Below are 23,825 nucleotides of genomic sequence, written 5' to 3'. Positions count from 1 at the left end.
CAGCCTGCCATCGGGATTTTTTTATGCGCCCATGCGGCGGTTCTGCTTATATTTGTGTACTTACTTTTATTGTAATGACTAAAAAAGAACTGCGCCAAAAATACAAGTACCTACGGCAGGAACTTTCTATAGAAGAGATTGAACACATGAGCCTGGCTATCGCTAATCGCCTGCTAACGCTGGATATTTGGGATAACATATACTTTCACCTTTTCCTTACCATGGAAAACCAAAAGGAGGTGCATACCGATGTTATCCTTAGCATACTTGCCGGGAAGGACAAAGAGGTTATAGTATCGCGCAGCGATTTTACCAGCTGCATGATGGTGCATTACCTGCTTACCGATAACACTAAACTTGTACTTAGCGAATATGGCATTCCGGAACCTGTGGAAGGCATAGAGGTGCCGTCTAACAAAATGGATGTGGTATTTGTGCCCTTACTGGGTTTTGATGTGCAGGGGCACCGCGTAGGCTACGGAAAGGGTTTTTACGACCGGTTCCTGGCGGAATGCAAACCCGGGGTTATAAAAATAGGCTTATCCTTTTTTGAAGCTGAGCCTGATACTATTCCGCATAATGATACCGATGTGGCACTGGATTACTGCGTAACGCCGCAAAGGGTGTATAGTTTTGGAGTGTAGCGACGTTTTTAGTGTCTTATTATGGCATGTTTGCAAACCGTTTTCACGCACGGTCTTTGCGAGGGAGGTACGACCGCGGCAATCCCATTATTGACAAGGTACGAGTGAGATTGCCGCACTCCGCAAGCTCCGTTCGCAATGACAGCACGTGAAAATTGACAGATACTAAGCGCAAAATCTAACTACGAATGCTTAGGAAACGCTTTTTTATTGAATACGATAAGGATACCAACGCCTATAGAAATGGCGGCATCGGCAATATTAAAGATGGCATTAAAGAACGAGAATTCTTTACCGCCTATTACAGGCAGCCATGAAGGCCAGTGTGCATTCTGTATAATAGGAAAGTAAAGCATATCTACAACCCTGCCATGAAATACGGTGCCATAGGGCTTATCTGAAAATAGGGTAGCCGTATGGCCATAACTGTGGTCAAAAATAAGGCCGTAAAAAACAGAGTCGATTATATTGCCAAAAGCTCCCGCCATAATAAGCGCTATAGAAACAATAAGGTAAACCGATTGCCTTTTTTTAATAGAGTCGGCCAGCCACCAGCCAATACCCACAACAGCCACTATCCTAAACAGGGTAAGTATAAGCTTGCCGTAAGAACCGGGAATCTGGGCACCCCAGGCCATACCGTCGTTTTCTATAAACCGTATCTGGAACCAGCTAAAAACCTTTACCTTTTCATCAAGCATAAAGTGGGTCTTAACGTATATCTTGCTAATCTGGTCTATAAGCAATACGGCAATAACAATAAGGTAGGCTTTCTTTAAAGACATTTTTTATTTTTTACCCTGCAAAAATAAATTAAATAATCAAAATAATGCCCTCTTATTAGTGTTAATGAAATGTTTTAATAATCAACTCTGATATTAAACGAATATTATGACCGTGGCGATGCCTACGGGCAGTGTTAATGAAATGTTTAAGTTTAATATTATACAGGTTTTATATTTAAATTTGTAAGAACCATTACAAACTGCCCCAAAGCCACTGTAATATACTACCCGCCTTTTTACGAAAACCATGTAGTGGGATTATCGTAGTTTTCTTAACAAATTTTTAACTCAAAGTTAGTTCGTTTAGTTCGGTTCGTACCGAACTAATACATACCTTTGCCTCAAAATTAAGCATGGATGTCTGACATTAAGAAAGAGCGGGAAGAACTGATAGAGATGTTCGGGATACATTTTGAAACCGTACACCACCTGCCACCACTGGGTTCGCGCATACTTGCCACCTTTATTTTAGACAGTTGCGCAAAGCAATTAACGTTTGATGATGTTGTAGAAATGACAGGGGCAAGCAAGAGCTCGGTATCCACAAACCTTAACCTATTGCTTAAGTTAGGCAAGATAACCTACTTTACCCTTCCGGGAGACCGCAAAAAATATTACCGCCCTTCGGCTTTTAGCGAACGCTTTACCAATTATATTAAAATGATCGCTTTTGAAAAGGAAATTATAGACAGGATGCTTTCATACCGCGAAAAGACAATGCTGTGCAGCGAAGATAAGTTTGAACTTAGAAAAACGCAGGCTTATAAAGAGCACATAATAGAAATGGAAGAACTTATAAATAAAACGATAAAAAAATTTAAGGACCTGGAAGGCCTATAACAATAAACATCAGTCAATTACCCATACATAATTAATAAACACTAATGAAAAACAGATCTTTTTTTGGCGCAATTGCAGCCTTAATGATATTATCCGCTTGCGGTAAGAAAGAAGAAGCCGCGCCACCCGCACCGGCTCCACAGCCGTTTCCTGTAACAACCGTTGCGCAGGAAAATGCTACTGTGTATGAAGAGTATACTGCTAACCTTGAGGGCCAGCAAAATGTTGAGATTCGCCCTAAAGTTAACGGCTTTATCCAGAAAATATATGTAGATGAAGGGCAGGAGGTTCGCAAAGGTCAGCTTTTATTTAAGCTGGAAACCCAAACCCTTACCCAGGATGCCAATGCGGCTAAAGCTGCCGTTAACGCAGCCCAAGTAGAGGTAGACCGACTTGCACCGCTTGTAGACCGTAAAATTATAAGCAAAGTGCAGCTGGAAACAGCTAAGGCACAGCTTGCACAGGCTAAGGCTAACTACAGTAGTGTTGCTGCAAATGCTAACTATGGTACAATAACCTCTCCGGTTAATGGTGTTATAGGCAGCCTGCCGTTTAAGGAAGGCGCTTTAGTGGGCTCTACTACCGAGATGCCGCTTACTACCGTAGCCGATACCAAGGTAATGCGCGCTTATTTTGCACTGAACGAAAAGCAGATGCTTAACTTTAGCAAGACCTTTAAAGGTTCATCGCTGGAAGAAAAGGTTAAAAATACGCCGGAGGTTACCCTGCTGTTGGTAGATGGCAGCGAGTACAACAAAAAAGGCAGGATTAAAACCGTAACCGGCCTTGTTAATGCTACAACAGGTACTAGTCAGTTTAGGGCTGAATTCCCTAACCCGGAGGCTATTTTAAGGAGTGGCAGCAATGGTATTGTTCGCCTTCCCGTAGTTCATAACGATGCTATTGTGGTGCCTCAAAACGCAGTATTTGATGTGCAGGGCAAGCAAACCGTATATGTAGTAAACAAAGACAACACGGTTAAATCTAAAATTGTTGAGGTTTCTACCACATCGGGTAATAACTTTATCATTTCGGGCGGGCTTGAAGCCGGCGAGGTTATCGTTACCGAAGGTACATCTAAACTAAAAGACGGCATGCAGATAGTGCCGCAACAGGCTAAGAAAGAAGCAGCTCCGGCTGAAGCTGACGCACCTGCTAAAGACACAGTGGCTGTAGCTACTAAAACCACCACAACTAAAACGGTTACCACCAAAAAATAATAAGACAACACAATGCTAAAAACTTTTATAGAAAGGCCGGTACTCTCTACCGTAATTTCGATATTAATAACCATATTGGGTATACTGGGCCTTACCGCCCTGCCTATAGAGCAATACCCGGAAATTGCCCCGCCTACCGTGCAGGTAACGGCCACCTATACGGGTGCCAATGCCGAGACGGTTCTTAACTCGGTGGTTATACCATTAGAGGAAGAGATAAACGGTGTAGAAGGCATGACCTACATGACGTCATCTGCCGCGAATGATGGTTCGGCTAATATAAGCGTGTTCTTTGAGCTTGGTGTCAACCCCGATATTGCTGCGGTAAACGTGCAAAACAGGGTGTCGCGTGCTACCAGCAAACTGCCGCAGGCGGTTATTGCAACGGGTGTAACCACACTTAAGAGCCAAACCAGTGCCCTTATGTTCCTTGCCTTATATTCTAAAAACAAGGATTTTGACGGAACCTATGTGCAAAACTACGCCAAGATTAACCTTGTGCCTAAGTTGCAGCGTGTTAAGGGTGTGGGCCAGGTAAATATATTTGGTGCCAAAGACTACTCTATGCGTGTTTGGATAGACCCTGAAAAAATGGCCACCTACGGCCTTACACCTGCCGATATACAGGCTGCCCTTAATGAGCAGAATGTTGAGGCTGCACCGGGTAAATTCGGGGAAAATGCAGAGGGTGTTTATGAGTACGTAATTAAGTACAGGGGCCGTTTATCTAAAGTAGAAGATTACGAGAACATCGTAATAAAATCTACCGGTAACGGTAACTTTTTGCACCTTAAAGATGTTGCTACCATAGAGCTGGGCGCGTTTAACTACGGCCAAAAAAACTACGGTATGGGTAAAGATGGTGTGGCTATTGGTATCTTCCAGACATCGGGCTCTAACGCTAACGAAATTATCGATGAGGTTAATAAGATCTTAGAAGAGGCAAAACCTACCTTCCCCGAAGGTTTGGAGTATGTAATACCGTTTAACACCAAGATATTCCTTGATGCATCCATCCATAAGGTTATCTCTACACTTATAGAGGCCTTTATACTGGTGTTTATCGTGGTATTCCTTTTCCTTCAGGATGTACGTTCTACCCTTATCCCGGCCATTGCGGTACCGGTGGCAATTATAGGTACGTTCTTCTTCCTTAATATATTTGGTTTCTCTATCAACATGCTTACGCTTTTCGCGATGATCCTCGCCATTGGTATTGTTGTGGATGATGCCATTGTGGTCGTGGAGGCGGTGCACGCCAAACTCGACGAAGGGGAGCAGGATCCTAAAAAGGCAACCCTATCTGCCATGAGCGAAATAACAGGTGCCATTGTATCCATCACATTGGTAATGGCGGCGGTGTTTATCCCGGTATCGTTCCTTCAGGGGCCATCGGGGGTATTTTACCAGCAGTTTGCCATAACGCTTGCCGTTGCTATCCTTATCTCGGCAGTAAACGCGTTAACGCTTAGCCCGGCATTGTGTGCGCTTTTCCTTAAGCCACATAACGACCACGGCGATCATAAAAAGAATATTAAAGAACGTTTCTTTACCGCCTTTAATGCCGGTTTCGATTCGATGAACAATAAATACTCGCGTTCCCTTGGTTTCCTTGCTAAAAGGAAATGGATAACAGGCGTTGTATTGTTAGCCTTTGTAGGCCTTACATTCTGGCTGTTTACCACTACGCCTTCCGGGTTTATCCCTAACGAAGACCGTGGTATCATCATGGCCGATATGACCCTGCCTCCGGGTACCACGCTGGAAAAAACGCAGTTAGCGGTAAACCAGTTCGACTCTATACTGCAGTCTATGCCATTGGTAGAGGCACGTATGAGTATTGTGGGCTTTAGTTTGCTTAACAGGGTTAACGGTGGCTCGTATGCCTTTAGCGTTATTAAGCTGAAGGATTGGGAGCACAGGAAAGACAAGAACCAAAGTGTAGATGCTATAGTGGGCGAATTATTTGCCAAAACTGCGGGCTTTAAAGATGCTAAAATGTTGTTCTTTACGCCGCCAAGTGTACAGGGCTTTGGTACTGCCGATGGTTTTGAATTTAAGATACAGGATACCGGCGATGATGATTGGGCTACGGTGAGTAAAGTGAGCAACGAGTTTTTAGGTGAGCTTATGAAGCGCCCCGAAATTCAGTATGCCATAACCAACTTTAACCCGGGCTTCCCGCAATACCAAATGGATATTAATGTGGAAAGGGCTAAAGATGCAGGTGTATCGGTAACCAACATATTTAATACCATGCAGGGTTATTACGGTGGTTTGTATACAACCGACTTTAACCGATTTGGTAAGCAATACCGTGTAATGATTCAGGCTAAGGCCGAAGAAAGGGCCGATGAGCAATCCATCAACAAAATATTTGTTCGTAACGATGCCGGGCAGATGGTAGCCATAAGCCAGTTTGTAGATTTCAAAAAAATATACGGGCCGGAGGCTGTGGCACGATTTAACCTTTTAAAAGCGGTTAACGTAAACGGTAAGGCAAATGCAGGGTTCAGTTCCGGAGACGCTATTAAGGCCATCCAGGAAACAGCAGCGCAGCACTTACCTAAAACCTATACCTACGAATTTAGCGGTATGACCCGTGAAGAAATTATTGCGGGCAGCCAGGCGGCAGGCGTGTTCCTGTTAAGCTTAATATTTGTGTACTTCCTGTTAAGTGCGCAGTACGAAAGTTATGTGCTGCCATTTGCGGTACTACTGTCTTTACCTGTGGGTATTGCAGGGGCTATTGGCTTTGTTAAGTTGGCCGGGCTGGAAAACAACATTTACTTTCAGGTGGCGCTAATCATGCTAATAGGGCTACTCGCCAAGAATGCCATCCTTATTGTAGAGTTCGCGGTACAGCGAAGGCAGCATGGCATGGGGCTAATAGAATCAGCCATAGAAGGTGCAAGGGCACGTTTAAGGCCAATCTTAATGACCTCGTTCGCATTTATCTTTGGCCTTATGCCACTGGCATTTGCAGGCGGTGTAGGTGCAGTGGGTAACAGGTCTATTGGTATGGGTGCTGTAGGCGGTATGCTAATAGGTACTGTGTTTGGGGTATTTGTAATTCCGGTACTGTTCGTGATCTTCCAGGGGTTACAGGAACGTATATCGGGCAAACCGAAAGAAACACACGAAGGAGAAACTGAAAACAGTGTAGCATAAAACATATAAAAATGAACATTAAAATATATAGAATACTCATTGTTGCAGCAGCTGGCCTTGTAATGCAGTCGTGCTTTGTGGCGAAGGATTACAAAAGGCCGGAGGTAAAGGCAGAAGACCTGTACCGAACGCAGGCTGCCGCGCAGGATAGCGCATCATTAGCCGATATTACGTGGGACAAAATGTTTACCGACCCACTTTTGCAAGGCTATATTAAAAAAGGCCTTCAGAGTAATTTTGACGTAAGGATAGCCATACAAAATATCGCTTCGGCAGATGCCTACCTAAAACAGGGCAAAGCGGGGTATTACCCAACGCTTAACCTGGGTGCCGACTGGACGCACCAGTTGCTTTCTAACAACAGCCAGCTTGGGGCTTTATTCAGCCAGCAAAGTGGCGGTGGCGGCCGTGTAAATGTAGACCAGTACCAGCTTACGGGCTCCCTTGCATGGGAGGCCGATATTTGGGGTAAACTGCGCAGTAACAAGCGTGCCTATGGCGCTACATACCTGCAAAGCATTGCAACCAACCAGGCAGTAAAAACACAGGTTATAGCAAACATTGCATCGCAATATTACCAGTTGCTGTCGCTTGATGCGCAGCTTAAACTGGCCGACTCTACCCTTATTAACCGTAACGAGAGTATAGAGGTTATCAGGGCGCTTAAAGATGCCGGTAGTGTAAACGAGGTGGGTGTTAAGCAAACCGAGGCGCAAAAATATGCTACCGAGCTTATTATTGCCGACCTTAAAAATAACATTATCCTGGCCGAAAATGCGCTTTGCATACTGCTTGGAGAAGCTCCGCACCCTATAGAGCGCAGCACGCTTGATGAGCAGGAGCTTAACCCCGATATTAAACTGGGCTACAGCGCATCGTTACTTAAAAACAGGCCCGATGTGATTGCTGCCGAATACAGTATGGTTAATGCTTTTGAGCTTACCAATGTGGCACGCAGCTATTTTTACCCCGCCTTTAGGGTAACGGCTACCGGTGGTTTGCAAACTATAGAGCTAAAAGATTGGTTTGAAGCCAACTCACTTTTTGCCAATGTGGTTACCGGCTTAACGCAGCCGCTTTTTAACGGCAGGATAAACAAGACCCGCCTTGAGGTGGCTAAGGCCACGCAGGAGCAGGCACTGGTAAGGTTTGAGCAGTCGCTTGTTGTTGCCAGCCGCGAGGTAAGCGATGCTATTGCCAATTTTGATAATGAAACCAATAAAATAACCATAAGGGAAAACCAAGTAGATGCGCTTAAAAAAGCGGCAAGCTACAGTGATGAGTTGCTGGAGTATGGCCTTGTTAACTATTTAGAGGTACTAACCGCTAAAGACAACGCACTAAACAGCGAATTAAGCCTTATTGATAATAAATACCGCAGGTTTACTGCCATTATAACCCTTTACAGGGCGCTTGGCGGAGGCTGGAGGTAACCCGCTAATTTAGGAGAGTTCTTTCCTAAATTATTTAGATTAATTGTTTGTTTTATGTAGGGCCGCCCACGCAGGAAACTGTTTGGGCGGTTTTTTGTGGTTTGATTGAAGGATTTTTTACATCGTTTTCGTAAATTTTAACAGTCAATTTTCAGGAAATGATATTCTTGTGTTAGGGTATTTTGCTAAAAATATGTTAATTTGTAGTGGTACTATTTTGAACCTTTGTGCGTTATATAAATAATGTGCAACAAATTATGTTAAGCTATGAATAAACAACTACATACACCTATAGAGCCTGTTTCGCTGCCGGAGCAGGACAAACTGTTGGTTATAGAGCCGTTAAACTATAGCAACCCATACGATTACCATAAACCGCACAGGCACGAGTATTTTGAAATTATCCTTGTAAAGAGCGGCAAGGGCCACCAGTTCATCGATTTCTCTCCTTATGCCATTGAGGGCGGGCAGCTGTATGCCATTTATCCGGGCCAGATTCACCTATTAAAACGCGATACCGCGCAGGGACTGCTCATACAGTTCCGTAAAGATATTTTTAGGTACATACAGCCCTTGCAGCATTACCACCTTTATTTTAAAGAGCAGGCGTTTAACCTTAGTCCGGCTACGTTTACGCATTTGTACGAAACTGCCGAGCGCATTATGCTGCTGTTAGAAAACAAGGAAGTTACCCTGCTATCGGCACATAAAATATACAGCTACCTGCAAATAGTGTTGCTGTCGTTACCGGAGTTGCAGGATGTACCCGTAAGCGTGCACCGCGATATTGTGGTGCAGTTTTTATCGCTGCTGCCTAAATACATTAAAACACAGCGCAAGGTATCTGATTACTGCGCGCTTATTAATTGCAGTATGGATAAGCTTAACGATGCGTGTAAAACCGCCCTTGGCAAAACTGCCTTAAAGCTGATACACGAAGAGCTGATGCTTGAAATAAGGAGGCTGCTGCTGCTAAATGCGCTTTCTTTAAAAGAAATAGCCTACGAACTTAATTTTGACAGCCCCGCAAACTTTAGCGGCTTTATTAAAGCGCAAACCGGCTTAACCCCAAGCGAACTTCAGCAGGTTACCCTGCAAATCTATAACTAATTACGGTTTTTTTATAAGCGCCTTTTTATCTAAGGGTTATAGTTTTACAACTGTAACTAACTGATAAAAAGCCATGAAAAAACTACTTATTTATCTTATGCTGATGCAGGCTGCATTGGCATATTCCCAAAAGCAAAACAACATTTGGTACTTTGGCTTTAATGCCGGGCTTGATTTTAACAGCGGTACCCCCATACCCTTAACTGATGGCGCCCTTTTTACCTGGGATGGCTCCACATGCGTATCAAACAATGACGGGGAGATATTGTATTACTCTAACGGTGTTACGGTCTTTAATAAGAACCACGTAATAATGGAAAACGGAGAGGGCCTTATGGGCAGCGAAAGCAGCACTCAGGGCTCGCTTAGCATAAAAGTTCCGGGATCGGTAAACAGGTACTACCTGTTTACCGTGGGCGCTATGGAAGGCCCTATAGGTATGTATTATTCAGAAATAGATATGGCTGCCAATAATGGGCTTGGGGCGGTAACGGCTATTAAAAACGTACCCATGATGAACGTTACTACAGAGGGTATAACGGGCACACTACACAGCAATGGCGACGACCTGTGGGTGGTGGCACGCAGCTTTCCGGGCAATAGCATGTACTCGTTTAAGGTATCGGCGCAGGGTGTAAGTGCCCCGGTTATAAGCAGTGTGGGCCCGGTATTTGAGGACACTGGTTTTTTTGACCAGGTAAGCCATATGAAGATATCGCCAACCAGCAATAAGCTGGCGGTAAGCAGCCTGGGGTACGGCTGTGTGCTGTATGATTTTGATAACACAACCGGTGCTATAACCAACCCGGTAACACTGCAAACGGGTTCAGGATCGGGGGTAGAGTTTTCAATGTCGGGTAATGTGTTGTACACAACAGGAGCGGCATCGTTAAGGCAGTACAACCTGCAAGCCTCTAATATACCTGCATCAGGATTAGATATCGTAACGCTGCAAAACGCTACGTTGCAACTGGCCAGCGATGGTAAGATATACAAAGCTGAGAATTCACTTAATGCCCTTACGGTTATCAACAACCCCGAAGTACTAGGTACAGGCTGCGATGTGCAAATTGCATCGGTAGGGTTAGATAGCGGGTTAAGTATTTTGGGGCTTCCTAATTTTATAACGGCCTACTATGTAACCCCTGATTTTTCGGCGCAAAACTTTTGTGTTAACAGTACAACCGAATTTTCCTTTATGTGGAGTATCGTGCCCGATACCGTTGCATGGGATTTTGGCGACGGCACTACATCTACAGAAGTGAACCCATCGCACAGCTATACCGCTGCAGGAACATATACGGTAAAGGTTACCGCTACAAAAAACGGCATTGATTACAGCAGGCAACACGTTATTACCATAATTCCGCTGCCGGAGTTTACCCTGCCGGAAACCTATACCGCCTGTATAGCTTCTGCTATAACAATTGCTACCGAAGCTCATAACTTTGATCCTGTAAATGCTGCGTATGCGTGGACATTTAATGGGCAGCCAATAGCAGGCAACACAGCGAGCCTTGTGGCAACAGGATTTGGCGAGTATACCGTAACCATTACGGCAGGCGGTTGCGCCACTACTAAAACCACCACAGTAATGCAGCCGGAGTTAAGCGTAACTTTTACCGAAGGCTGCCAGAATTATGATTATATACTTAGCGCACATTTAGAAGAAGGAACAGAAGAAAGTACAGCTGTTTTTTCATGGGAAGGGCCGGGTGGCTTTACAGCGGGCCAGCAACATATAACAATCACGCAGCCCGGCCCTTATTTTGTAACCATTACCACGCAGCAAGGCTGTATTGTGCAGCATGACTATGAGGTTGTTAACGCCAGCTGCCCGGAGCCTTTTATCCCAAAGGGGATATCGCCTAACAGCGATGGCTTTAATGATGAGTTTGATCTTACGGGGCTTAACGTAAAGCACCTGAGTATTTTTAACCGCTACGGACTGGAAGTATACACGTACAACGATTACGTAGCCCAATGGTACGGGCAAACCAACAATGGCGACCAATTGCCGGATGGTACCTATTACTTTCTCATAAATAAAGAAGACGGACAAAACAAAACCGGCTGGGTTTACATTAACAGGCAACAGAATTAATCAACTTAAAAATTATACCATGAAAAAAATTATCATTTTAGCCGTGCTATTTAGCGCAGGCGCAACAGCACTGGCACAATGTATTGTACCGCAGCAAGTACCCTACATTATTAATGCCGAAGCAGCACAGGTACCCGAACTACCGGAGTGCGTGACTACAATGAATACCACATTTGCATCTCCCGAGGCGTGGGAAACGGCATCTGGGCCCGTAGCTGGTTTTACAGGTAATGTTTTGCGTTACAATACCGTTACAGAGTTTCCTAACGCATGGGTAGGAGCAAATCTGTCATCGGCGCCGGTGCATCTTGCGCCGGGCACCTACTCGTTATCGTATAAATACGGTATGGGTAATGCTAACGCCACTTTAGGCAACATGTATGTAAGCATTATCCTGCCGGGTTCATTATCGGCACCAATTAATATCGCAACGCATACAAACGCAACGGGCAGTGCGGTTACTGTAGCTCCCATATCTTTTACAATAGCGACTGAGGGGGATTACTATGTTTCGTTTGAAGTTGGTACAGAAGGCAACCAGGGCTTTATGTACCTTGACGACATTGCGCTGCAGGAGTCAGATTGTGGTTCGCCCACAAATTTACAAGCCACCAATATAACAGGCAACAGCGTAACCCTTAGCTGGGATAGCGCTACGGGCGGCCCTTATGAATACTTTGTATCTAACACCGGTTGGGCTCCCGCCAGCGGTACTGCCACTACGGCTACTACTGCCACTTTTACGGGCTTACAGGCACAAACCTTTTATATTGCTTATGTGCGTTCGCAATGCAATGGTGCCTGGAGCGCCTGGACGCAGGTTACCTTTACTACGGGCTTTCCGTTATCGGTAAAAGACAACGTTTTTGCAGGCGTTGTGGCATATCCTAATCCGGTTAAGGATAAACTTAACCTTATCAACGCGACTGATCTGGATAAAGCCGAAATTTATACCCTTACCGGCCAGCTTGTGGCCACTCATTCAATTAATAATGCATCGGCAACTGTTCTGTTAAAAGATTTGTCAACGGGCATCTATCTTTTAACGCTGCATAGTGGCCAGCAACAAAAAACTATAAGGCTTATAAAAGAATAAATTTTTAACTAACTCAGCTTGTTTACCTCCGTCCTTAGTGTTTTTTAACACTATGGGCGGATTTTTATTGCATATAATAACATATTGCGTAAAATGTTATAACCCCCTGGCCTTTATTAAAAGTTAGCTTTGTACTTTACCCCTACTATAAATTGTTATGAATAAAGATGGAAAAATACTTTTGCTGGATGTAGATGCTAACAGCAAAGATTTTTTATGCAGGAGGTTAAAAGGTCTTGGATATAAAAATGATGTGCTGTGTTTCTCAACTTCGGAAGAAGCGGGAGATTTTTTGCGCAACAATATGCTTGAGACTTTTATTTTATTGCAAAATTCTGATGCACCCGGCATACAGGTGCCCGATACCCGCAATATGATCTATATGCATGAAAAATTCAGGACCGATGTACTGCCGTATATGTTTTTAGTGCTCACAAAAAACAAGACCCCGCTTAACGCGCTGCATACTTTTGTGCATTGCTACTATAAGCCGGTTGCGCCAGAAGAGATTATTGAAACGCTGGAAAATGTTATCGATTTTTGGAAAGACCACGTTTTTCCGCCTAAGGTTGCGCCTTTTTCAGGTAATTAAACGTTAGGATTCAATTACGGATTCATATGTATCCATTGAAATTTCATCTACTTCTTGCTTTGGGGTGCTTCAAGCACGAATTTGCGCAAATTTTACAAGCATTTACATAAGTTATTTGCACGAATAATACTTTTGATGAAGTATCAATGAAAATCAGCGCTACGTAGCATCCATGCTACCTGAATTCTACTTTACATTGTTAATAATATTTTCTTCATATAGTAGAAAATAATCTTATATATGCGTACTTTGCATCCATCTAAAGGAAGCAATTATGAAGACGGATGCAATTAAAGGACAGGGTGCGGTTACTAATATTCACAATCATTTTATAAAGAACCGCTACGAAAAATCGATCTATGATGATGATTTTGAAAAGACTGTAGCGAAGACCGAGATACTGGAGGTTTTCCCTAAAACCATTGTTAACCCGGTTAAAAGTCCCGATTTGCACATGGCGTACAGCATGAACCCCTACCAGGGCTGCGAGCACGGCTGTGCTTATTGTTTTGCACGCCCCACGCACGAGTACTGGGGTTATAGTGCGGGGGTTGACTTTGAACGGAAGATTATGGTTAAGAAAAATGCGCCCGAACTGCTGGAGCAATTTTTTAAAAAGCGGGGGTATAAACCGGAATCGATACTGTTATCGGGCAATACCGATTGTTACCAGCCCATTGAACGTAAAATGCAAATTACCCGCAAGATACTACAGATGTTTTTAGATTACCGCCACCCGGTTGATGTCCTCACTAAAAATGCGCTTGTTACGCGCGACCTGGATATCCTTACGCAACTGGCCGAAAAGAACCTGGTTAGTGTTTCGCTTAGCATTCCCACCATTAATGAAGAACTTCGGCGCAAGCTGGAACCCCGAACATCATCGGTTAACACGAAATTGCAGGCGCTGGAAACGCTGAGTAAAAACGGCATACCTACGCACGTTATGGTAGCGCCAATAATTCCCGGGCTTAACAGCATGGAAATTCTAAACACGCTTAAAGTAATTGCAGATAAAGGAGCAAAGAGCTTTGGCTATACCCTGGTGCGACTTAACGATACGGTGGAGCCTATATTTATCGACTGGCTTGAGGAGCATTACCCCGACCGGAAGGATAAGGTATTGAACCATATAGCATCTATGCACGGGGGCAAGCTGGGAGAAAAAAGCGTTGCCAAACGCAAAAAAGGGGAGGGCAATATTGCGGAGATGATTCATAATACTTTTCGCATAGGCCGTAAAAAGTTTTTTACCAATGAGGGTATTATGCCGCTCGCTACTAATCTTTTTGATGGTACCAAAGGCGAACAGCTGAAGTTGTTTTAAATATACAAAATAACACTACAAGTTATTGTCACTGCGAGGGAGGCACTACCGCTGGTGGAGTAAAAACTGCTTGTTTTGATACTGATGATTGTAGTACCGTTTCGCAATTTATAGCAATCGTGGCATTCCCCTCCGTTGGAGGGGTGGCTGAAAGTCGGGGTGGTTTGTTATAGTAAGTAAACCACCCCACACTACGGGCACCCCACCAAAGGAGGGGAATTCAAACCTGTATAAAAAACGTTTAGATTTTACAAATGGTGACTCGCCTGTGAGACTGCCGCGGTCGTGCCTCCCTCGCAGTGACAGCCTGTGAAGAGTAGTTAGGTTAAAAGTTTACAGTTACTTAAACTGCCTGGCCTTCGCCAAATTTTTGCAGCACATCATCCAGTATCAGGTTGAGGTCCTGCAGGCCATCTGTAGAAACCAGCTTTTGCCTGTACTCCTTAAAGTTAGGGATGCCTTTAAAGTAATTGGTGTAGTGGCGGCGGGTTTCAAAAACACCTACGCGTTCGCCTTTCCAATCTACAGCCCAGGTAAGGTGGTTGCGGGCGGCTTCCACACGGTCTTCGAGGGTAGGGGCGGGCAGGTGTTTACCCGTTGCCATATAATGTTTTATCTCGTTAAAGATCCACGGATAGCCTATGGCAGCACGGCCTATCATTATACCGTCCAGCCCATATTTATCCTTATACTCTAATGCTTTCTCGGGACTATCGATATCGCCATTACCAAAAATAGGTATGTGCATGCGCGGGTTGTTCTTAACACGTGCGATCTCGGTCCAGTCGGCCTCACCTTTATACATCTGCGCGCGCGTACGCCCATGAACCGACAGTGCTTTAATACCCACATCCTGAAGGCGTTCGGCTACTTCATATATATTAATAGAATTTTCATCCCAGCCCAGGCGGGTTTTTACCGTAACAGGCAGGTGGGTGCTGTCTACCACGGCTTTGGTAAGGCGCACCATAAGGTCTACATCCTTAAGTACTGCCGCACCGGCGCCTTTGCACACCACTTTTTTAACGGGGCAGCCAAAATTAATATCTACAATATCCGGGTTAACGGCCTCAACAATTTTTGCCGAAAGTGCCATAGCTTCTTCATCGCCACCAAATATCTGTATGCCCACAGGGCGCTCATAATCAAATATATCCAGCTTCTGGCGGCTTTTCATGGCATCGCGAATTAAGCCTTCGCTACTTATAAACTCACTATACATAAGGTCGGCGCCATGCAGTTTACACAGCCTGCGAAAGGGCGGGTCGCTAACATCTTCCATCGGGGCCAGCAGCAGCGGAAAATCCGGCAACTCTATAGTACCTATTTTAACCATCGTCTTCATTTTATGCAAAATTACAATAATTATCAACACCTGTGCATAGTACGTGCTACTATAGGTTATGTATATGGTTGTATAAGGATAAAGAATGAGTTTTACACAATAAAAGTACAACAGAACAATATCTTTGACATATCAAAACACAAGAAATTAAAATGCTGCCGACAGCCCCCTAAAGCAGCATTTTCTTACAATATATTTTTAAATTACTTTGCTTGCTATTCGCCGCGCGTGTTTCCCCAAACACGCGCTTTTTTATGTGTATATAGCTTAACTCAAACTCCAAAAGTGAAATATTAGCCGGTTATTTAGTTATTTTATAAATGCGCTTTATCGGCTTTTTTTGCAGTATTTATTATTTGCTTAGGAAAGTGAATATGCTGATTCTGTTAATATTATGTTATAAATAAAAAATAATGTAAGAAAATACTTATTTTGAAATTTATTAATTTTAACATTTGCATTTGGTAAAAATCTTCAAACACTAAATTTAATGTTGAAAATTAACTCTAAAAATTAAAAGTATTTAAATATATGAGTTTTTTGTGTCGAAAAAGCAAAATATAATAATTTTTATCTATTTATTTGATTTACATGGCATATAGATATAAATTTGTTTGCCCATAATACCGATTGCACAAACTATTTAATTTTTAACTATTTAAGGATTAGATGTGCGTGTTTTTATTTTCAATAAAATTTAAAAATTTAATTTACTGCTTATGAACATTCAAAAAATTACTCCCTCCCGGAATCAGTTCTTACTGTGGCTGCTTCTTATTCAGGCTGTCGTGTTTGCACAGGTGCCAACAATTACCAGTTTTAGTCCTACTAAAGTAACTTATAGGACTGTTGTGACTATTAATGGTACAGGATTTACAAGTGCTATGGCAAATAGCGCTGCTAATGTAAAGTTTAATGGTGTAACTTCTGGTGGCATTACATTTGTGTCATCTACACAAATTAAGGTTGCTGTTCCCGCTATTACTGCAACAGGTTCAGGATCAAGTGTACATACTTTTACGGTAACTACAACAGGTGGTACATCAGCACAGTCTGGTTCTCTAACCTATATTGCGCCTGTAAATACAGTATTTGCTACTGCAAAAGTTACCCGTATTATAACCAACTGGGAAGATGCCCCGGGCGGTATGTGGGTGTCTACAGCTACAAGTTCTGTAGCTGCTAACAGGCCAGATAAAAGCCACAGCCTTTTAGCGTTTCAATACGGTAACACTCTGTACAGCACAGGTGGAGAATCTGCTATTGTAAGTACGCTTAATGCTAACGGATATACAGAAGGTAACGGTATTAATGCCAATACTTACAAAGTAGGAAACTTTAGGGCGCTTCCTATCAGTAATCTTGAAGGTACTGTAGGTGCCAGCGCTAACTTAATAGTTTTAGGTAGCAAAGTTGATGGTAACGGTTCTGCACAGGTTGCTACGGCGCCAAGTGTAAACGGACTTAAAGTTAGAGATGTACTTATTGATGGTATACGTGGCCTTGACCTTGGTTCTGGTGTTACTAACCTTCCTGCTACATCTGTAATGTTATTCCAGGCTACAGATATCGTTGGAGAAGGTATTGATGATGCCGTTCCGGATATTATGGTTACCCAGGTTGCAGAACCGGGAAGTACAGATATATTTTCGTTTGTAGATTCAAGCGGTAACGTTGTTGGGCAGCCTATCATGGTTACTTTTTCATCAGTTCCTGCTGTGGGTACATATAAAACAGACTTTTTTACATTACCTGCAGGCCAGCAATTAAACACGGCTGTAGTTAATGGTTCTACAACTATAGGTAATAATTATAGAGATTACAGGCTTGTAGCGTATAAGCTTAGCGAGTTTGGCATCGACGAAAATAATAAAGCACAAGCTGCTAACTTTAAAGTTATGCCAAGCGGAAGCAGCGACCCTGCATTCTTAGCTTATAACAGGAATAGCTTCCAGGTTCCTGCTCCGGAAATTACGGGTCAGCCAACTTCTCAGGTTTCATGTATTGGTGGTACTTCTACTTTCTCTGTACAGGTAAGTGCAGTGGGTACAGAAAATACTTTCCAGTGGAGATTAAATGGTAACAACCTTGTTAACGGTACATTTAACGGTGTAACTATTTCTGGTGCTAACAGTACAAGTTTAACTATTAACCCTGTTACTGCAGCTTATGTAGGTACTTATACTGCGGTAGTTACAAGTACTGCTAACGGTACAATTGCTATAACAAGCCCGGTTTATCTTAATGCTGCTATCTCATCTGTTGCAGGTGCAGTTGCTTGCCAAAACCAACCGGCAATTGTAGAAGTAGGTGCTCAGGGCGCAGGCCTTCAATATCAATGGTACTCTACTACTGTAGTTTATACAGACTCTAATGGCGTTGTACAACCTTACCAGCCTGCTACTAACGGTGTCCTTATACCGGGTGCTACATCAAGTACATACTCTGCACCTACAAGTGCTACGGGTACTAAATATTATTATGTAAAAGTTTGGAATGCTTCTTCACCAATAGTTAACGGCGAACCATGTACATCTGTAACAAGCAGTATTGCATCGGTTGTAGTTGGTACAGGTGCAAGTGCAGGTACAGCATCACCTAATCAATCGGTTTGTGCGGGTGCTACACCAACAATTTCTTTAACAGGAACAGTAGGTACAGTACAATGGCAACAATCTACAGATGGGACAAATAACTGGGTAAACGTATCTACCGGTAGTGGTGGCACAAGTACTGCTTACACTGCTCCTGCACTTACGGCAACAACATATTACAGGGCTGTTGTAACATCTCCTAACGGATCATGTACTACGAACTCTACAACAATAACAATTACAGTAGCTGATGTTACTACTTGGGAAGGTGATGTTGATGATCAATGGAATACAGCCGGTAACTGGTCTTGTGGTACTGTACCAACGCAATATAATGATGTTGTTATACCAGGTGGCTTAACCCTTTACCCTCATATAATTGGTACAACAGGTTTTGCAAAAACATTATCTGTAACTGCTGCGGGTTCTAATGCAGTGGTGCCAACAGTAACAGTTTTATCTAACGGGTCGCTTACTGTTGTTAACACAATCACGGTGGCTCCTACAGCAAAACTTGTAGTTGAAAACAACGGTTCGTTAACTCAAACAAACAACGTTACAAACACGGGTGTTGCTACAGTTAAAAGGAACAGTAACCCATTATTCAGGTTAGATTACACACTATGGTCGGCTCCGGTTACAGGACAGTCTTTAGGCTTGTTCTCTCCATTTACAGCACCAAACCGTTTCTACTCTTTTGATGGTCCAAACAACCAGTACACTGTTGTACCGGGAGTATCGGCTACAGGCCCTAACTTCCAACCGGCAGAAGGTTACCTTATCCGTATGCCAAATAGTATAAATGGTACTACATTAGGAACTTATTATGCGGGTACATCTACACATGTTTTCCCTGGTGTGTTTACAGGTACTTTAAATAATGGTACTTATAGTAAAACTCTTAATACGGTTAATGGTGCTTATACAGCAACAGGTAATCCTTATCCATCGCCTATAAGCGTTAGGGCATTCTTTAACCAAAATGGTCTTTCAAATGGCGGTAGCTCATCAACAGGTGTATTAGCATCAGGTTCTGGTATCTATTTCTGGAGAAAGAAAAATGACTTTACAGTTTCTACATACGCTACAGTAACGCTACTTGGCTTACAGGCTAACGCTGCTACTCCAGAAGGTGGAGGCCCATCTAATCCTGAATATTCTAACACAGGTGGTCAGCAAATGAGCGGTTACTTTGGTGGCGGAATTAATAATAACAGCAACTGGGTTATCTCTCCGGGACAAGGCTTTATAGTTAAAGCTAATGCAACTTTAAGCAACCCTCAGCTTATATTTAATAATGCCATGAGAAGAACAGCTCCAGTATCAGGAGGTCAGCCTTTCTTTAAAGGATTAGATAATAACAATACGTCTCGTTTTTGGTTAAACCTTTCAAGTGCATCTGCATTTAGCCAGGTACTCGTAGGTTACACACCTGAAACTACACTTGGTATGGACTTTGGTTATGATGCTACAAGGTTAGATGAAACTAACTCTAACAATGTGGTTCTTTATACTACAGTAGATAACAATAAAATGGCTATCGAAGCAAGGCCTGCATTTGATTCATCAGATGTATTGCCATTAAGCTATACAGCAGTTGTACCAGGACAGTATACCTTTGCGCTTGATAATGCTGAAGGTGTATTTGAAGATGGTCAGGATATATTCCTAAAAGATAAACTTGTAGGTACTATTCACAACATCTCTGATGGTGCTTACAACTTTACAACTGCATCGGGCGATTTTGGCGACAGGTTTGAAATTGTATACATGCAGCCATCTTTAGGTACCGCTAACCCGGAACTTAACGCTAACAGTGTAATTGTATACCAACAAGGTAGCACAATCAACATTACATCAGGCAACCTTGATATGACAGATGTTACGATATATGATGTTCGTGGAAGTAAAATTTATACCAAAACAGGTATTAATGCTACCGAAACTTCTATATCTAACCTTGCTGTACAACAACAAGTGCTTATTATAGAAATTAATACTCTTAAAGGTAAAGTTACCAAGAAGATTATTTTTTAATGTAAATTAAAATTATTTTAAAAACCCGGCAGTTATAACTGCCGGGTTTTTGCGTTTGTTAAAGGATTGTATTTTGCCGAATTAAAGATTATTTTGACCGATAAAATTATATTTTGCCCTGAATAGCCTGTTAAGCTCCTGTTAATTTTGTCTCGTAACTAATTGAAGATGAATTATGAGAGCAAAACGACTTTTCAAAGCAATTTTTACAATTGCAACTTTTTATTGTGGTTTTAATGCTTATGCACAGGCACCACAATATGCTACAACAGTTAGCAGCCAGAACAACGTAAGCGCTGTGAGTACTGAGAATGCCGCTAAAGCGGTAGACCAAAACCTCACTACACGGGCACGCGTTAACACTACAAATGTAGTTGTAACAGTAGAGGGACATATTGAATTGCAGTTTCCGGGAACTGTTCCTGCAAACACCCCTGCGTATATTAAAATAAATATGCAGGAAACAGATCAGCTTAAAGCGCTTGTAGGTGGTAACCTTGGCAACTTGCTGGATGATGTTCTTGGTATTGTATTGGGCGACCAGTATTTGCAGGTAATTGCAAGTAACGGTACTACACCGGTGCTTACAAGTACTAATTTCGGTACGTTGGCATTAAGGATAGTACAAAACGGTGCCGGCGACTACTTTATTAGGGTTACGCCAACGGCTGACTATAACCGAATCAGGATTAATAATAAACTTGGTGGGCTTGTTGCCACACGCTGGCTTGATGTGTATGATGCATTTTATGTTACCGGTGCAAACTCCTGCGCGCTGGGTAATTATACCAGCTACGAAGGTATTAGTGTTACAAGCCTTTTAGGTGGTAACGTGGTTAATGCTAATTATGCTATAGATAGCAATACCACAAATTATTCTTCTATTAATTTAGGTACTTTGGCTGTGGGCGAGGCCCTTCAACAAATTGTTTATTTTGAAGGAACTTCCGCTGCTACAGATAAATACAACATTAAATTACAGGTTTCTAACAGTCTTGTTAATTTAGGTGTGCTTGGCAACATCCGTATCATAGGATTAAAGGGATCGGCAGCTGTGTACAGTAAACCGCTAACAGATCCTTCTTTGTTGTACTTAGGCCTTGCCGAGGCTTTTGCTACCGGCAATCCGGTATCATTTAGCATAAGCCCGGGTGTAGAGATAGACAGGATAGCAATTAGGTATACAAGCCTTGCAAACGTAGGTTTATTGCCTCAGGAACTGCGGGTATATGGCGTTACCAGGGCTAATTTTGGTGTTGCGCTTACACCGGGAACTTCGGTTCAGGTAGGCTCAACAGTAGCGCTTACTGCTACCGTTACAGGCTGTACAGGGCCTTATACCTACACATGGACGGGTAATGGCGTATCATCAACCACAAATACAGCGTCAGTAACATTTAATACTCCGGGCACCTATACTTACACAGTAAAAGTTACCGATATATATGGTATAGAGCAATCTGCCAGCAGCACTTTTGTAGTAGAGGCGCCACCCGTGGCGGGTACCATATCATCGGCGCAAAGTGTTTGTAGCGGTTTACTTGCAGGCAACCTTACATTATCCGGTTATACAGGTAATATTATAAAATGGCAAAGAGCTACAGATTCGCAATTTACAAATCCTGTAGATATTGTTAATACCGCCCCTACCCTTACAGGATCTTCTTTAGGTGCGTTAACCGAGACTACTTACATCAGGGCAGTAGTGGGCCGTTTTACGTATGCAAATGTAAACAGTACACCTGTTGTACTTACTGTTAAAGGCACAACGTGGAATGGTACTGCATGGAGCAATGGCGCACCTGATATTACCACGACTGCTTACTTTACTGGTAATTACAATGTTGATGCCGATATTACTGCATGTAGGATAGAGGTAAGCAACAACGCTGTGGTAAACATCCCATCAGAAAATCTTGTAACGGTAGAGCATAATATTAAAGTTGTATCGGGTACATTTACGCTGCAAAATAACGCTCACCTTATCCAGCAGACTGATGAAGCTAACGTAGGCAACGTAACGGTAAAGAGAAAAGGTTCTGTTCTATACAGGCTCGATTATACCCTGTGGTCATCTCCGGTAACGGGGCAGCCGTTAAACACATTTTCTCCATTTACCGCTCAGGACCGTTTTTACCAATACGGCAATTTTGATCAAAACGGAGATTATGTAGAGCAATACATAAACGTAATAAATGTAGGTAGCCTTTCTCAGCCGTTCCCGGTTGGTAAGAGTTTCCTTATACGTATGCCAAACTCTATAAATGGATCTATTTATGGCGGGTATTATGCGGGTACTCAAACCCATATTTTTGAAGGATCTTTTACAGGTGTGCCTAATAATGGGCCTATAACATATCCGTTACAGGGCAACCTGCACTACACGGCTATTGGTAACCCATACCCATCGCCAATAAATGTTCAGGACTTTTTTGATGCTAATGAGGATGCCCTTGCACCAACTACCGCATTATATTTTTGGAGGAAGAAAAACAATTACCTGGCATCATCATATGCAGTTTTAACACGCGATGCTTATGTGTACAATAATGCAGACGGAGGTAACCCGGGTGAGGATGCCTTTGGCGGTAAAATTTGGGACGACTTTTTTAATAACGATGTAGCTCCCGAAGACTGGGTTATTAACCCTGGCCAGGGCTTCTTAGTACAATCGGCAGATATTGCAAACCCTGTTGTAAACTTTGATAACAGCATGAGAAGGGGCGCCATTTACAACAACCAGTTCTTTAAGAACATGAATATTGCAAATAATAATACCGACAGGTCAAGGTTTTGGCTTAACCTGGAAGGAAGTTCTGGCTTTAGCCAAGTAGCGCTTGTGTACAGCAGTACAGCTACCTTAGGTGTAGATCATGGCAGGGATGGTGTTGTGTTTGCAAATAACGATCCGTTGGCATTTTACTCTGTGCAGGATAGCAATAACTTTACCATACAGGCAAGGCCGGCATTTACATCGACTGATGTTGTTGCTATGGGATATAAAGCCACAGCTGCCGGTAACTACACTATATCGCTTAGCCGTAAAGATGGTGTGTTTAACGAACAGGAAATATTCCTTATAGATAAAGTATTGGGTACCACGCAAAGCTTAACAGCATCTGATTATACATTTACATCGGCCGAAGGTACATTTAATAAAAGGTTTGAAGTAGTATACAGCACTGCAAAAACACTTGGTACAGATGAAGTAACGCTAAACGCTAACAATGTGGTAGTTTACAAAAATGGAGAGGCTATAAACATTACAAGCAGCACAGCCCTATTAAATGACGTAACGGTTTATGACATTCGCGGCAGGAAACTATACAGCGCATCTAAAATAAATGCTAACGAAACCATAATTTCCGGGCTTAAAATACAGCAGGAAGTAATTATTGTTGAAATTAATACCGAAAAAGGCCGCGTAGCCAAGAAGATAATTTTTTAAGCAGCTCAATAATTCAATTTTTGGAAAAGCACATGCCCAGGCATGTGCTTTTTTGTTTATGCTGTAAAAGCCCTGTATT

The 23,825-nt window shown here is 42.8% G+C and carries 14 protein-coding genes; 12 read left to right on the top strand and 2 right to left on the bottom strand.

What is annotated here, in order from left to right; genetic code table 11:
* Nucleotides 1–74 precede the first annotated feature (74 nt).
* Nucleotides 75–644 carry a 5-formyltetrahydrofolate cyclo-ligase gene (locus FMM05_RS16885; protein WP_143374597.1) on the top strand — a complete coding sequence of 190 codons (570 nt, stop codon included), beginning with the start codon at nt 75–77 and terminating at the stop codon, nt 642–644.
* A gap of 182 nt (nt 645–826) precedes the next feature.
* Here FMM05_RS16885 and FMM05_RS16880 read toward each other — a convergent pair whose 3' ends face one another.
* Entirely contained in the window at nt 827–1,429 is a 603-nt protein-coding gene (locus FMM05_RS16880) for a lipoprotein signal peptidase (RefSeq protein ID WP_143374596.1), read from the bottom strand.
* A gap of 357 nt (nt 1,430–1,786) precedes the next feature.
* Between FMM05_RS16880 and FMM05_RS16875 the strand changes: the two genes are divergently transcribed.
* From FMM05_RS16875 to FMM05_RS16835, 9 genes are all read left to right on the top strand, one after another.
* Nucleotides 1,787–2,269 (top strand): GbsR/MarR family transcriptional regulator, encoded by a 483-nt coding sequence (locus tag FMM05_RS16875; protein WP_143374595.1) that lies wholly within the window; start codon nt 1,787–1,789, stop codon nt 2,267–2,269.
* Between the two features lie 44 nt (nt 2,270–2,313).
* A complete protein-coding gene (locus FMM05_RS16870; protein ID WP_143374594.1) occupies nt 2,314–3,489 on the top strand; it encodes an efflux RND transporter periplasmic adaptor subunit in 1,176 nt (391 codons plus the stop codon).
* Nucleotides 3,490–3,501: 12 nt separating this feature from the next.
* Nucleotides 3,502–6,660, top strand: a complete 3,159-nt coding sequence (locus FMM05_RS16865) for an efflux RND transporter permease subunit (protein ID WP_143374593.1) — start codon at nt 3,502–3,504, stop codon at nt 6,658–6,660.
* Nucleotides 6,661–6,671: 11 nt separating this feature from the next.
* A complete protein-coding gene (locus FMM05_RS16860) occupies nt 6,672–8,093 on the top strand; it encodes an efflux transporter outer membrane subunit (RefSeq protein ID WP_143374592.1) in 1,422 nt (473 codons plus the stop codon).
* A 267-nt stretch (nt 8,094–8,360) separates the two neighbouring features.
* Nucleotides 8,361–9,203, top strand: coding sequence for a helix-turn-helix domain-containing protein (locus tag FMM05_RS16855; RefSeq protein WP_143374591.1), 843 nt, complete (start codon nt 8,361–8,363; stop codon nt 9,201–9,203).
* Between the two features lie 73 nt (nt 9,204–9,276).
* A complete protein-coding gene (locus tag FMM05_RS21275; RefSeq protein WP_143374590.1) occupies nt 9,277–11,307 on the top strand; it encodes a T9SS type B sorting domain-containing protein in 2,031 nt (676 codons plus the stop codon).
* Nucleotides 11,308–11,326: 19 nt separating this feature from the next.
* On the top strand, nt 11,327–12,403 hold the full coding sequence (locus tag FMM05_RS16845; RefSeq protein WP_143374589.1) for a T9SS type A sorting domain-containing protein: 1,077 nt from the start codon (nt 11,327–11,329) through the stop codon (nt 12,401–12,403).
* Between the two features lie 157 nt (nt 12,404–12,560).
* A complete protein-coding gene (locus FMM05_RS16840; protein ID WP_143374588.1) occupies nt 12,561–12,995 on the top strand; it encodes a hypothetical protein in 435 nt (144 codons plus the stop codon).
* A gap of 274 nt (nt 12,996–13,269) precedes the next feature.
* Complete coding sequence (locus FMM05_RS16835) at nt 13,270–14,322, top strand: PA0069 family radical SAM protein (RefSeq protein WP_185965616.1); 1,053 nt, start codon at nt 13,270–13,272, stop codon at nt 14,320–14,322.
* A gap of 343 nt (nt 14,323–14,665) precedes the next feature.
* Here the strand turns inward: FMM05_RS16835 and dusB are convergent, their stop codons facing one another.
* Nucleotides 14,666–15,658, bottom strand: coding sequence for a tRNA dihydrouridine synthase DusB (gene dusB / locus FMM05_RS16830; RefSeq protein ID WP_143374702.1), 993 nt, complete (start codon nt 15,656–15,658; stop codon nt 14,666–14,668).
* A 728-nt stretch (nt 15,659–16,386) separates the two neighbouring features.
* Here dusB and FMM05_RS16825 point away from each other — a divergent pair.
* The gene (locus tag FMM05_RS16825) at nt 16,387–20,298 is read left to right on the top strand and encodes a T9SS sorting signal type C domain-containing protein (RefSeq protein WP_143374586.1); all 3,912 of its coding nucleotides are present in this window, start codon (nt 16,387–16,389) and stop codon (nt 20,296–20,298) included.
* A gap of 175 nt (nt 20,299–20,473) precedes the next feature.
* Entirely contained in the window at nt 20,474–23,746 is a 3,273-nt protein-coding gene (locus tag FMM05_RS16820) for a T9SS sorting signal type C domain-containing protein (protein ID WP_143374585.1), read from the top strand.
* The last annotated feature ends 79 nt before the right edge of the window (nt 23,747–23,825 follow it).

This window comes from Flavobacterium zepuense (genome assembly GCF_007097145.1).
GTDB classification, from domain to species: Bacteria; Bacteroidota; Bacteroidia; order Flavobacteriales; family Flavobacteriaceae; genus Flavobacterium; species Flavobacterium zepuense.
The sequence above is the reverse complement of the archived record's forward strand: the minus strand, read 5'-3'. Positions and strand labels throughout refer to the sequence as shown.

What these genes read in the sequence shown, in the direction of transcription:
- FMM05_RS21275 (WP_143374590.1), top strand. Translation starts at nt 9,277, where the DNA reads ATGAAAAAACTACTTATTTATCTTATGCTGATGCAGGCTGCATTGGCA.
- FMM05_RS16865 (WP_143374593.1), top strand. Translation starts at nt 3,502, where the DNA reads ATGCTAAAAACTTTTATAGAAAGGCCGGTACTCTCTACCGTAATTTCG.
- FMM05_RS16860 (WP_143374592.1), top strand. Translation starts at nt 6,672, where the DNA reads ATGAACATTAAAATATATAGAATACTCATTGTTGCAGCAGCTGGCCTT.
- FMM05_RS16875 (WP_143374595.1), top strand. Translation starts at nt 1,787, where the DNA reads ATGTCTGACATTAAGAAAGAGCGGGAAGAACTGATAGAGATGTTCGGG.
- FMM05_RS16840 (WP_143374588.1), top strand. Translation starts at nt 12,561, where the DNA reads ATGAATAAAGATGGAAAAATACTTTTGCTGGATGTAGATGCTAACAGC.
- FMM05_RS16870 (WP_143374594.1), top strand. Translation starts at nt 2,314, where the DNA reads ATGAAAAACAGATCTTTTTTTGGCGCAATTGCAGCCTTAATGATATTA.
- FMM05_RS16880 (WP_143374596.1), bottom strand. Translation starts at nt 1,429, where the DNA reads ATGTCTTTAAAGAAAGCCTACCTTATTGTTATTGCCGTATTGCTTATA.
- FMM05_RS16845 (WP_143374589.1), top strand. Translation starts at nt 11,327, where the DNA reads ATGAAAAAAATTATCATTTTAGCCGTGCTATTTAGCGCAGGCGCAACA.
- FMM05_RS16835 (WP_185965616.1), top strand. Translation starts at nt 13,270, where the DNA reads ATGAAGACGGATGCAATTAAAGGACAGGGTGCGGTTACTAATATTCAC.
- FMM05_RS16855 (WP_143374591.1), top strand. Translation starts at nt 8,361, where the DNA reads ATGAATAAACAACTACATACACCTATAGAGCCTGTTTCGCTGCCGGAG.
- FMM05_RS16825 (WP_143374586.1), top strand. Translation starts at nt 16,387, where the DNA reads ATGAACATTCAAAAAATTACTCCCTCCCGGAATCAGTTCTTACTGTGG.
- dusB (WP_143374702.1), bottom strand. Translation starts at nt 15,658, where the DNA reads ATGGTTAAAATAGGTACTATAGAGTTGCCGGATTTTCCGCTGCTGCTG.
- FMM05_RS16820 (WP_143374585.1), top strand. Translation starts at nt 20,474, where the DNA reads ATGAGAGCAAAACGACTTTTCAAAGCAATTTTTACAATTGCAACTTTT.
- FMM05_RS16885 (WP_143374597.1), top strand. Translation starts at nt 75, where the DNA reads ATGACTAAAAAAGAACTGCGCCAAAAATACAAGTACCTACGGCAGGAA.